The sequence below is a fragment of the Parabacteroides gordonii MS-1 = DSM 23371 genome (genome assembly GCF_000969825.1).
Lineage (GTDB): Bacteria > Bacteroidota > Bacteroidia > Bacteroidales > Tannerellaceae > Parabacteroides > Parabacteroides gordonii.
Genome location: NZ_KQ033919.1, coordinates 2,148,841 through 2,161,345 on the forward strand (window position 1 = coordinate 2,148,841; position 12,505 = coordinate 2,161,345).

The 12,505-nt window shown below is 44.0% G+C and carries 9 protein-coding genes; 3 read left to right on the forward strand and 6 right to left on the reverse strand.

Annotation, left to right across the window (positions count from 1 at the left end):
* Positions 1-3: 3 nt before the first annotated feature.
* The 6 genes from HMPREF1536_RS08500 to HMPREF1536_RS08525 form a co-directional block, all read right to left on the reverse strand.
* Positions 4-1,221: a glycoside hydrolase family protein gene (locus tag HMPREF1536_RS08500; RefSeq protein WP_044191474.1), complete on the reverse strand. Its 1,218-nt coding sequence runs from the start codon at positions 1,219-1,221 to the stop codon at positions 4-6.
* A 10-nt stretch (positions 1,222-1,231) separates the two neighbouring features.
* Positions 1,232-2,680 carry a sulfatase family protein gene (locus HMPREF1536_RS08505; protein WP_052349783.1) on the reverse strand — a complete coding sequence of 483 codons (1,449 nt, stop codon included), beginning with the start codon at positions 2,678-2,680 and terminating at the stop codon, positions 1,232-1,234.
* Positions 2,681-2,753: 73 nt separating this feature from the next.
* Positions 2,754-4,574: a RagB/SusD family nutrient uptake outer membrane protein gene (locus tag HMPREF1536_RS08510; protein WP_028726615.1), complete on the reverse strand. Its 1,821-nt coding sequence runs from the start codon at positions 4,572-4,574 to the stop codon at positions 2,754-2,756.
* 11 nt (positions 4,575-4,585) lie between these two features.
* Entirely contained in the window at positions 4,586-8,086 is a 3,501-nt protein-coding gene (locus HMPREF1536_RS08515; RefSeq protein ID WP_081693263.1) for a TonB-dependent receptor, read from the reverse strand.
* A gap of 210 nt (positions 8,087-8,296) precedes the next feature.
* On the reverse strand, positions 8,297-9,232 hold the full coding sequence (locus tag HMPREF1536_RS08520; RefSeq protein WP_028726617.1) for a FecR family protein: 936 nt from the start codon (positions 9,230-9,232) through the stop codon (positions 8,297-8,299).
* A 68-nt stretch (positions 9,233-9,300) separates the two neighbouring features.
* Positions 9,301-9,852 (reverse strand): RNA polymerase sigma-70 factor, encoded by a 552-nt coding sequence (locus HMPREF1536_RS08525; protein ID WP_087880956.1) that lies wholly within the window; start codon positions 9,850-9,852, stop codon positions 9,301-9,303.
* A 295-nt stretch (positions 9,853-10,147) separates the two neighbouring features.
* On the opposite strand from HMPREF1536_RS08525, the gene HMPREF1536_RS08530 reads away from it, so the two are divergent.
* The 3 genes from HMPREF1536_RS08530 (at position 10,148) to HMPREF1536_RS08540 (ending at position 12,505) form a co-directional block, all read left to right on the forward strand.
* Positions 10,148-10,756: an HU family DNA-binding protein gene (locus HMPREF1536_RS08530; RefSeq protein ID WP_028726619.1), complete on the forward strand. Its 609-nt coding sequence runs from the start codon at positions 10,148-10,150 to the stop codon at positions 10,754-10,756.
* On the forward strand, positions 10,753-11,316 hold the full coding sequence (locus HMPREF1536_RS08535; protein ID WP_028726620.1) for an RNA polymerase sigma-70 factor: 564 nt from the start codon (positions 10,753-10,755) through the stop codon (positions 11,314-11,316). Before HMPREF1536_RS08530 ends, HMPREF1536_RS08535 begins: the two co-directional genes overlap by 4 nt.
* 139 nt (positions 11,317-11,455) lie before the next feature.
* Positions 11,456-12,505 (forward strand): efflux RND transporter periplasmic adaptor subunit, encoded by a 1,050-nt coding sequence (locus HMPREF1536_RS08540; RefSeq protein WP_028726621.1) that lies wholly within the window; start codon positions 11,456-11,458, stop codon positions 12,503-12,505.

Genomic DNA, 12,505 nt, shown 5'->3' on the forward strand with positions numbered 1-12,505 from the left:
AGTTTACTTTTTCTTTAATGGTATCTGTACGTTAAACGAGCTTCCGTCGTATTTCTTGTTCACGTCTCCGATGGAACAAGCGGAATATAATACCTGCGGGTCGTCGTTTTCATCCAGGAACAGCTGCGGACGTTCGAGGCGGTGAACCTTCACTGTATCACCCGAGGTCAAAACCAGTTCTTTCTTCATGAACAGGGAGTTTTCGGGTAGCTTCCAATCGATGCCGTCTTCTGAATACATGATGGCCAGGCAGGGGCCCGACTGCGTAAAATGTCCGGTAAAGTCTTTGAATACGGCATAGAAAAGATGGTCTTTCCGGTTATACCAAACGTAGGGATCTTCGGCTGAAAGTTTCTGTCCGTCGGTCGAAGGCAAGTCGAACACGACGGTATCCAGCGGAACGAAAGGCCCTGCCGGCGAGTCGCCGAGCGCAACTCCATGTACTCCGCGCCAATGCGGATCGTACATATTTCCTTTGAAGTAAAGGAGGTATTTCCTGTCGGACGGACGATAGACCACCGATGGGTTTACCACGATGATGTTGTCCGGCTTCGGCTGGGTTCCTTCGGGAGACGGGTCGACTATATCGTTAGGTTTAACCCTTGTTCGGGGCGAGAGCAGTGGGGTTTTGCTTTTCACGAACTCGCCTTTCAGTAATTTGTCGAACGAATCGAACTCGAGGACACCGATCCGGAGCATCTGCTGGATGCGGCTTCGCTGGTCTAATGTGTCGGCCTTCGATTTTACAGGCAGGTCGCCGGCGTCTTTGCCTCCTACATAATAGAGGTAGTATTTATTGCCGAAGCGGCGGAGATGCGGGTTCATAACGGTCTGTGCATCCCAGGAAGAGGTGTCGGGCATAAAACCGTCCGCATTCAGGAAGAAGCCCAGTTGCCTGAAACCGGCGTCAGGGCGATCAGATACAGCCAGTCCCATCTTGGAACCATACACCCAGGCGTTATTGAACGGATACTCTCCGGCTTCAGGCGCCGAATAAACCATATAATATTTCCCGTCTTCTTCTGATTTCAGGACGGAAGCGCCCCACATAAAATGTCCGTCGACACTGAATGCGGCAGGACCTTTGCCGATCAGGCTTTCTCCCTTTTGAACAATCCCGATGTCGACCGACGATGCCTCATAACTGCAATGGGGTACATTTGCTTCCCGGCAACCGACAAGCAAGGTGATAATACTAATACCTATTAATTGTTTATACATATTTATATTGTTACTTCGTTATATTCCACCAGTCCTGCCCTACTTTGTCATAAGACTCACGGCCGTATTCTTTTCCGGAAAACGAGCTTTCGTAACTTTCCAGTTGTGCCAACAAAACTTTACGTAATCGTTTGGTGATATCAGGTAACTGTTCCGCCAGGCTATGCTTCTCATACGGATCATCTTCTATATCGTACAATTCATATTGACCTTCCGAATAGTATAATTTATAGTTCCCTTCTATCACAGCCCCCTGGTGTCCCGAACAGAATACCAGCTCTTTCTTTTTAGCCTGTGCCTTTCCTGTTATCAACGACCAGAAAGACTCACCATCCAACTCGCGTCCGGTGGGATAAGCTATTCCGGTCATATCCAGCAAAGATGGCAAATAGTCGGATGTGGAGCAAGGCTCCTTTAATACCTGAGGTGTTTTTATCCGATCCGGCCAGACCATAAAAGCAGGAACTCTTATTCCACCTTCGTGCAGAGAGCGTTTTTTCCCTTTATAATCTCCTGCCGTACCCGGCGTATTCAGTTCAGGTCCGTTGTCGCTACAAAACAATATAATTGTATTTTCATACACCTGCTTGTTTTTCAGAAAAGAGACCAGACGGCCTATCTGCTCGTCCATTGCGGTAATACAACCATAATAATTTCTTTCTTCCAACGGATAGTTCCGGTATAAGGCAGCATGTTCTGGACCCGCCACACAAGGCAGGTGGGGTGTATGGAACCATACGACACTGAAGAAAGGCTTCTCCTCGGTAACCGAGCGATCGATAAAAGGCAGAACACGATCGATAATGATCCGGCTGTCATCTCCTGTCAGTCCATCCGTTTCCCTGTTTCCGTTTATATCCCAATAGGCGGTACCATAAGACAAGGTGGTCTCCGTCTCCTGTATATAATCCCAGAATCGCCCGTTATTTTCCCGGGGTTTCACCATCGGATCGAATGTCGGGACTTTCGACTCGGTCACAAAGGCTACATCATAACCATGCAACACCGGCGGATTGTATAAGTGTTTGTTTTCCGGACGTCCCCTGTTGGCATCCGTCTCTGTTGCGGTCAGTGTGCCCAAATGCCATTTACCAAAATGGCCAGTCTGATAACCGGCAGTCTTTAACAACTCAGGCAATGTGATCTCTTCGGGGCGCAAAATACCTTCATTGGCTGAAAAAACGCCTGTCCTGAAAGGATTACGCCCGGTAAGCACGCTTGCCCGGGTTGGTGATGACAAGGGACCTGCCGAATAGAACCGTTCCATCTTAACTCCTTCGGAAGCCAGTCCGTCCAGAACCGGCGTTTTGATTATCTTATTTCCGTTGAAACCGACATCCCCCCAGCCCAGATCATCGGCCATAATTAAAATTATATTAGGTTGTCTGCTTACCTGTTGAGCTTGGGTAGCCAGCATGGAAAGAAAAATACCACCTGTTGTTAGAATCATTTGTTTCATGATATCATAATAAAATAGGAGTGCATCAAAAGCCTTATAGTATAGCTTTTGATACACTCCCTGATAAAACCTGTTACCAACCAGGATTCTGTTCCAGGTTAGTATTTAATACCGTTTGTTTTAAAGGAATAGGATAAAGATAGCATTTATCTGTCCAGCCCGGATTAGGCTTTTCGATATAAGTAACGCAATTCTTATAACGGGGTTGTTCGGCACCGTTATACAGACTGTGTGCCAAAGCCTCACTATTATAATCCTCTATATTATTGATCTTGACGCCAACCGGTTGCAAACTCAGATAAGCTCCTTTCTTCCAGCGTTTGATATCATCAAAACGGAAACCGGATCCCATCAGTTCCACACATCTTTCACGTCTGATCTCCCACAATACCGGATCGACATCCGAATCCCGATAGGTATCGAAACCGCTTCCGATCTCATTCACCTGCATGGCCGGGATATGAGCACGAACACGCAACTGGTTGATTGTCTTGTCAGCTACAGCCTGATCGAAGCGTCCTAGTTCGAACATCGCTTCCGCATGATTGACAAGTACCTCTCCCATACGGAAAACAGGAGCATCCGTTCCCTGGTTCTCACGGTTTTCCGCTCCCGGATAGTTGTTGTAATAACGATAGAAGTAATAACCGGCACGTGTAGGAAGTCCACCGACTTTTACTGCTTCCAGATTCGGCACTTTTCCGGTATAGGTGGTTGCTCCGTTGAAAAGCGGAAAGTGCTTTTTCTCCTTGGAGCCGCCGACGATTTCATTCATCATATCCATATATTTACGATCTTCAGGATCATCTGTGTACTCCCACGAAGTTCTGTCGGATGACAGTTTTACCTCATAAGGCGGACAGATCGTATAATATAAACGATAATCACGGTTTTCAAATTCATCGTAAACGGTGTTATCACCTTTATATTTTTCCGAAGTGGAAACCGGTTTACCGTCGGAGCACAGATAATGTTCCACCAGACGTTTCGTACCTTCCATCAGAAACTGATATTCTCGGGCATCGTTGGTCAGGTTGTGCGATTTCTCCTTGTCATATTCCACATACTCTTTGTAAAGCAGAATACTACTTTCATTCTTCAGAGAAGGGGAATTGAACACGGCATCGTAATCGTCTACCAGTCCGAGATTCTGATCGATCAGATTTTGAGAAGCTTTCACACTCGCTTCCAGATATTTCGTACCATCCACACCGTCTACTGCACCATGATATTTCCGCCAGGTTCCTTCGAATAGACCAAAGCGGGAGATCAATGCTCTGACCACATTCGGGTTGATCGTATTCTTCCCGTCTCCATTTGGATTGATATGCTCCTCTGCATATAACAGATTGGTCAGGATATTGTTGGCTACCAATTCGCGGGAGTCTTTCTTCCCGTACAAAATTTCCGTATCGCCCGTAGTTACGATATGCTCCAGCCAAGGTAGTTCGCCGAAATCTTTCATCAGATCGAAATAAGCCCAGGCACGGAAGAAATAACCGACACTTCTCCAGTGTTCTTTCTCCGTATCCGTCATGGAAGATCCATCAATATTATCCAGCATAATATTCACATCACGGATAAACGAGAAACTCCACATATCGGACGAGACATTCGATGCATCCAGACGGTTGGTTACCAAACTAATCCCGTTCGGACTCTGCGCCCAATACAACATATCCGACTCATCCCCCATATGAGGTCTGTCCTTATAACCGGTAATGTAATCTTTATACAATCCCCAGCCATACATTTTAAAATTATCATAAGTGGTGAAAACCGTGCTTTCAACTTCTTTATCGATAGGAGTGCGATCCAGAAAGGCATCGTCCAGACAGGATACCAGTCCAAAACCAAACAACAGACCGCCTGCCAATATATATTTCATTTTCATATAGTCAATTATTATAAAGTCATGTTAATACCAAAAGAACATTTCTTCATGAATGGATAGAGCTCGTTGATGCTCATCGTCTGTTCAGGATCCATACCTTCATACAGATGGTGCTTTGTCCATAAATCTTCACCACTGAAGAATACTTTGAATGAGCGGATTACTTTTGTCTTTGCCAACCATTCAGAAGGGAACGTGTAGCTTACAGTTATATTTTTCAATTTAATATAAGCGCCGTTCATCATATACTTAGTCTGCGTACGACGGTTGAAACTGTCGGTACCCTGATTGATTCCCTGCTGGTTACCCAAGCGCGGATAATAAGCATCACGGTTTTCAGGTGTCCAGTAATCCAGATGATGTGCCAATACCATCGCAGCGGCATCCGGATTATCTACATTGGTATGCGGCCATGCCAGGAACATCGCCGGTGAAGAACCTCCGACAATCAGGTCGCGTTTACCGACTCCCTGGAAGAACAGTGACAGGTCGAACCCTTTCCAACCCAATCCGGCAGTGATAGAATATGGAAAACGACGGCTGTTATTACCAATGATCTTACGGTCACCCGGATTTTTAGCCGTATCATCACCACTTGCATCGATCTTGCCGTTACCATTCAGGTCTTTGAACAGGATGTCACCCGGACGAGGATCACGAACATAAGGATCGATGGTCGGTACTCCTTCTTTTAATGTATAAATACCTTTTGCTTCATCAATGAAGGAGAAATCATCCTCTGTATAGAAGCGATCCGTCACAAATCCCCAGATCTCCCCGATCTCCTGTCCTACCCGATACGTAGAAACGGATTTACCATTTTTATCTTTAGTCGTCAATGCTTCAGTCGGATTGTCGAACTTTGTGATTTTGGAACGTGAGTCGTACAGATTGAAGCCGATGTTGTAGCGCCAGTCTTTACCGATATTGTCACGCCAATTGATAGCCAACTCCCAACCTTTCGTACGCAGGTCGGCCGAGTTTTCCAGTGGTGCATTAGCTCCCAATACCGAAGGTAATTCCTGCCCCGGAGCTAACATGCCTTTCGTATCTCTGCGATACCAGTCGAACACCATATCCAGGCGGTTATTGAACAAGCCTACGTCGAAGCCGATATCCAGTGTTTCCACTTTCTCCCAGGTAAATGCCGAGCTGAACAAAGCCGGAGATGTACGGGAAATATACCAATCACCGTCATACAACCAGCCGTTTTCAGTATTCATTGTACCCAGATAAGCATAGTTTGCAATCGCCTGGTTTCCAACCTGTCCGAAAGAACCTCTCAATTTGAAGTTAGTCAGGTATTCTTTCGACCAATCCATAAACGCTTCTTCAGAAACTCTCCATCCTAAAGAGAAAGAAGGGAAGAAACCGAAACGGTTATCTTTCGGGAACTTGGATGATCCGTCGTAACGTCCGTTTGTTTCAAACAGATATTTTCCTTTATAATTATAGGACAGTCTATAATAAAGACCACGTAAAGCATATTCATCGTAAACATCCCCTGTTGTCTGAGTTCCGCTGGAACCTGCCAGAGAAGGATGTTCCGGATTAATCACATCCAGCTTTTTACCCCATAATTCCTGACGATAGCTGTATTCCTGGTTGAAACCACCCATCACAGACGCATTGTGGTCGCCCCATGTCTTTTCGTAGTTTCCATATATATTGATGGCGTTATAATTTACATGTATCTCATCGAGGCGATAAGAAGTATTCCCGTTATGTGTATAGCCTTTCTGGAATGCTTTTTCAGCATTTACATAGGCCATTTTCTTATTATATTCCTCTTTCCCGGAATTCGTACGGTTGAAAGTATATTCCGCATTAATGATCAAGCCTTTCAATGGTTTAAAAATGGCTTTACCAAAGAAACGGATATCCTCTTTCTTCTCTGTTTTCAGTGGAGAGTTCTCTATATTCCATTTAGGAGTACCTATAGGAAGTATTTCTCCACCAAGTTCAACATCTCCTTCCGGATAATACGAAGGCAACAGTTGGGCCAGACGATACGGGTTCCAGGCTCTCAGAGAGGTCATATTCGGCTCATCGGCTCTGGAGTTGGCGTACTTTACATCCGCTTGGAACGAGAGCCAGGGGGTAACTTCAGTATTCACGAAAGTGGAAACATTATAACGTGTATAGCTATCCTTATCTGTCACCAGAATACCATCTTCATTCAGGTAGCCGAATGACAGACGATAAGCCGTTTTCGCCGTACCTCCATCGATTGAGGCATTGTGGCTCTGTTGAAAGCCAGATTTATCCATCATTCTTTCCAGGTGATTTACCTCTTTCAGGTCATAACGTTGGCCTGCATCATCAATGTAATATCCCAGTGGATATTTCGAAGGATTAGCCGCATAATCATCCAGATAGCCTAGCCAGGAGTCTATATCCTGTCCTCCCATAGCATAACGTCCACTCTTATAACCCATATCTTTATAGAAACGAACAGTTTCTATCGGACTAGCTTTCTGAATCAATCCCTGGGGAGTGGTAAAAGCAAAGTTATTGTTATAATTGATACGCATCTGCTGATCTTTGCCCGATTGCTTGGTTGTGATCAGGATCACACCGAAAGCCGCACGTGCGCCGTAGATAGCAGCCGAAGCAGCATCTTTCAATACCGTTACCGTTTCAATATCCGAAGGTGAAATCATATTGATATCCATCGGCACGTTATCGACCAGTACCAATGGCTTACCTTCTCCATATTCATCCAGGTTAATACGATTTATACCACGGATATTCATATCCATACTCTGCCCCGGTTTTCCACTGGTAGTGGTAATCTGCAATCCGGGCATAGTTCCCTGCAAAGCCTGTTCGACAGAAACAACCGGACGGTCGCCCATCACTTCCTCCATCTTCACTGTGCTCACGGCTCCTGTCAGATTTACCTTCTTTTGCGTACCGAAACCGACAACTACGACCTCGTCCAATGCCTGTGTGTCTTCAATGAGTTTTATGTTCAAAATATCTTTACCGGCTACTGCTAATTCCTGCATATTATAACCGATATAACTAACCTGAAGGATTGCATTATCCGATATGGATAAACTGAATTTCCCGTCAATATCAGTTATACTACCATTTGTTGTTCCCTTTTCAACTACATTCGCTCCAATTATAGGTAAACCTGTCTGATCAACCACTACCCCTTGTATAATTTTCTTCTTTTGCTGAGAAACTTCCTGAGGAGCGGCATTTCGTATCATTAATGATATATTCTTACCTACCAACTGATAAGAGATGTTTGTCTCCGCAAATATTTTATTCAAAACATCAGAAACAGATTCATTACGAACATTCAATGAAACAAGTCTTGTTACATCTACTTCGTTTCTATTATATACAAATAGATAATCCGTCTGTTTCTCTATTTCTGCAATTAGCTCCTTTGTTGATAACTGGTTGGCATGAATAGACACTTTCGCATTTTGGGAGCTGGCTTCCGTAGCATAAATAGAAAAAACAGAGGCAAATAAGGCTACTACTGTGATCTTCATAATACGAAATATATGTTTAGTTTTTGATATAGGTTGTCTGTACAAAATATAATTCATAATTTTGTATATAGTTTTTTTGTTAGTACTTCGATAAAATTCCAAGCTCGGGGTTCTAACCCACAACCGGTAAGCGTTGGCGCGCTTGCCGGTTATCATTTTATTTGAGATCTACTTCATAGGCATTAACATTTTAGGGTTATACATTATAGTTTAATTTATGGTAACAATATTTTTTTCATCATCCTTTTCATAAGAAAAACGATTGGTTAACTGTAAGACTCGCAAGATATGCTCCAATCCATCCCTCGACCTGAATTTTCCCACACAAAGATGTACATCTTGTAGCACTCGTTTGTTGTTCACTTTAATCTTTACATCAAAATAAAGCTCCAGCTTCTTCAGCACCTTAGACAGCGGTTCATTGAAACTAATAATTCCTTCACGCCAAAGAAAATATTCGGCATCCTGTATCGGTAGCGTTTTTAGTTTACCACTCTCCAGAATCACCCGGTTATTTGGCAACAACAGTACAGTCTCTTTTTTTGCACAATCAGTAATTTCAACTTTTCCTGTTAATAAAGAAGTTTCAAATATACCGGAACTTTTATAGGCATTCACATTAAAAGAAGTACCCAATGCCCTAATATCATAAGTAGATGTCGAAACAATAAACGGCTTTTCCTTATTGGCCTTTACTTCAAAAAAACCCTCGCCTTCCAGAGTAACTTGCCGCTTTTCCTTTACGAAGCGAGTCGGGAAATTCAGTGTACTTCCTGCATTCAGCCAGACTTTGGAACCATCTGCCAGTGTCAACTGTGCATTCTGTCCGGCCGGAACATGTACAGTCTGCATAGAAATATCTCCCTCTACACCCTGATTGAGCCAATAGTTCAATGTAAATCCCAGAATAAAAACAGCAGCTATTTTCACCGCTTCACGTAAAAGACTCCGCCACCTGAACTTGCCTTTTAATGAAATTACGGCTGTTTCGGGTTCTTCGTGCCAGAATCCTATTTCATACAACCGGCAAAGCTGCTGATAATGTTTCATATTTGCCGCATCAGCATCCAGCCATTCCGTGATCAGGCGGGACTGTTCTTCCGTTGCACGACCTTCAAAATATAATTGTAATAGTTTATCGTTCATATTTTTATTGCTTTACACATATAAGACGATAGCCGGAGAAAGTTCACTAGTAACAAATCCGCTTTTTTTTACTGTATAAACAAAAAATAAGCCAAAGGCAGATAATCCTTTAAAGAAACACGCAACACTTTCAATGCTTTTGCTATATGATAATCAACTCCCTTTACCGTAATACCGAGTTCTTCGGCAATTTCTTTACCTGATTTCTGCTCAAAACGACTCATCATAAAAACTTTCCGGGTCTGGGAAGGCAGTTCTTCTAAAGTTCTGGTCAGGATATTTTGGATCTCCTCTGAAAAAACATCATTGGGATTACAGGCTTCGAGCGTTGAAATACGGATGGACAATTCCCGCTGTTGCCAAGCTGCCATCGCTTCAAAGGCTTCTTCTATACTAATCTGTTTTTTGAGATAGTCGAGTGATTTGTGTTTAAGTATAGTCAATAACAGGGCAAGGGGCTTCTCCACTGTCTCCTTTTTCATCGTTTCCCATAATTTGATGAGAGATTCCGTTGCTATATCTTCAGCCACCTGGTCATTACGAACATACAACCGGGCAAAGCGGTATGTCTTATCATAATGCTTTATATATATGTTATTAAATCGATCGATCCCAGACATTGTCATATAATATAGATAATACAAACTTACTAAAATATCCCAGACTGCAATACAAACACAATCAAATATAACAGGGAGATAACGCCAATTACCTCCCTGCAAGATAAAATTACCCGGCAGACAGTATGGATTTCCTGGGATATATTGTACATTTGTACCGATTCTCTTTTCATACCACAGCTGTGGTATGAAAGAAACCCAACTGTGGTATGAACGGAATCCAACTGTGGTATGAAAGAAAAGCAGTTGTGGTATGCAATAGAGAAGCAATGCAAACCTTTTATTGGCTATTATTATGGGAGCAAAATACGCATTATATGAGAATCCGAATCCTAAGGGCGATGGAAAGAAACAGCCTTTACATGCCCGGATCGTGCCTAAAGGTACTATCCACACGCCAGAAATTGCAGAAGAGATAGCCGATAGCTGCGGTTATTCCACTGCAACTACCAAAGGGATGCTGGATGCCCTGGCAAAAGTGATCTCCAAAAATCTACGTAGAGGATATACCGTAGAACTGGATGATCTCGGCTCGTTCTCCATTTCCCTGAAATGCCGTCCGGTTATGGACAAGAAGGAACTTCGTTCATGGTCGGTACATTTTAATAATATCCATTTCAAAGGAAGTAAAAAGTTGAAACAAAGACTGACGGCCATTGATCTGGAGCGGGACTCGGATGCCGGTGCAACTTCTTATTCTCCCGAACAACGTAAAGGCCGGATGTTACGCATGATGGATGATAAAGAATATTTCACGGCTTCTGAATATATGCGTCTTAATGGTTGTAACCGGACAACTGCCATACGCGACCTGAATGAACTGATGGAAGACGGAAGAATAAAAAAGCTGGGACATGGAAAAGCTGTGCTATATGTACCTGTAAATAAAAAAGAACAAGTATGACTAACTTCCCCCAAACAGAGAATGCCGCATTTTCGAAAATATACCGGATATATTTTCCTAAACTCGTGCGCTTCTCCCGGGAATATGTAGTCTCGACCGAAGATGCGGAGAATATCGTCCAGGATATCTTCATGTATCTGTGGGAACACCGCGATATGCTGGAATCGCTGACCAATCCGAATGCCTTCCTGTTTACCCTGACCAAAAACCGGTGTATTGACTTCTACCGGCATAAAGTACGTACCGAAAGCAAGAAAGAGTCGCTCGACGCCCTGTCGGAAAGAGAGCTTAAACTGAAGATGGAGGCTTTACAGCAGTTCGACGAGAATATGTTCACCGTAGATGATATCGATGCGCTCCTCAACAAAGCGATCGCCCATCTGCCGGAAAAATGCCGTCAGGTATTTATTCTCAGCCGGATGGAAGGAATGAAGCACGAAGAGATAGCCACGCAGCTGAATATCTCCGTTAATACCGTCCAGAACCATATCGTAACCGCCCTGCGCAAACTGAAAGTCGAGTTAAAAGACTATCTTCCCCTGTTTCTGTTTATCATTTAAACAGTTCAGTCCTCTTTCAGCCCGGCTATAACCGGATTGAGTCCCCCATTTCCGGGTTTCAGTAAATGTATACCGGCCAGACTGTTGTATTACATTTACTTTCGGCCTCAAATTTAAATCTCAGATAAAATTTGAACCGATGAAAGTAGTAGTCAGACAACTCCTGTTCCTAAGCATTATATTCGTAGGGATCTCCTGCAGTTCGGGAGAAAATCAATCTAAAAAGCAAAACATGATCGTCCACGTAGCCCGGGCAGAACAAGGGAATGCGGATGAAAAGAATGAGTTCCCATTTATTGCCAAACCCTACCGCACGTCCGAATTATCGTTTCGGGTAGGCGGCCCGATCGACCGGTTTGAAGTATATGCCGGTAATCACTACCGGCAAGGACAGGTCATTGCAGAGATAGACCCGCGTGACTTCCGTATCCGCAAGGAGCGTGCCGAGGCACTTTACAACCAGTCAAAGTCCGAATATGAACGTATCGAGGCGTTATTCCATAAGAATAATATCTCGGCAAGTACTTACGAAAAGGTGAAAGCCGATTATACATCCGCCAAATCAGCCTTTGAAACGGCTTCCAACGAACTGAACGACACCCGGCTTGTCGCTCCTTTCAACGGCTATGTGGGTGAGGTCTATATAGAACAGTTTCAGGATGTGAAAGCAACCCAACCTGTTATCTCACTCGTGGATATAGACCAGCTCCGCATCGAAGCATACGTAACGCAGGAGATTGCTTTTCGTGCGCCGGATATAAAGCAGGTACAGCTCCGCTTCGACGCGATTCCGGATACAACATACGAAGCGCGTGTAATGGAGATTTCCAAAAGCACTACCCGCAACAACCTCTCCTACCTGCTGACAGCTATGCTTCCTAATAAAGAAGGAAAATTACTTTCAGGCATGTCGGGGCGGATATTCTTCCATACGGATGCCGGTAACTCCCCCACCGTCTCAATTCCGCAAACAGCCCTCTGCCATCGTCCCGGCAAAGGCGATTATGTATGGATCGTTAACCCGGCAGACCGGACTGTTTCACATCGTAAAGTGACTCTCGGAGGAATACAGAAAGACGGAAAAGCAACAATCATAAGCGGAGTACAGGAAGATGAAATGATCGCAGTAAGCGGACTCCGCTTCTTATCGGACGGAATGGTTGTCGAACTCTCACAAGACAGAAGATAG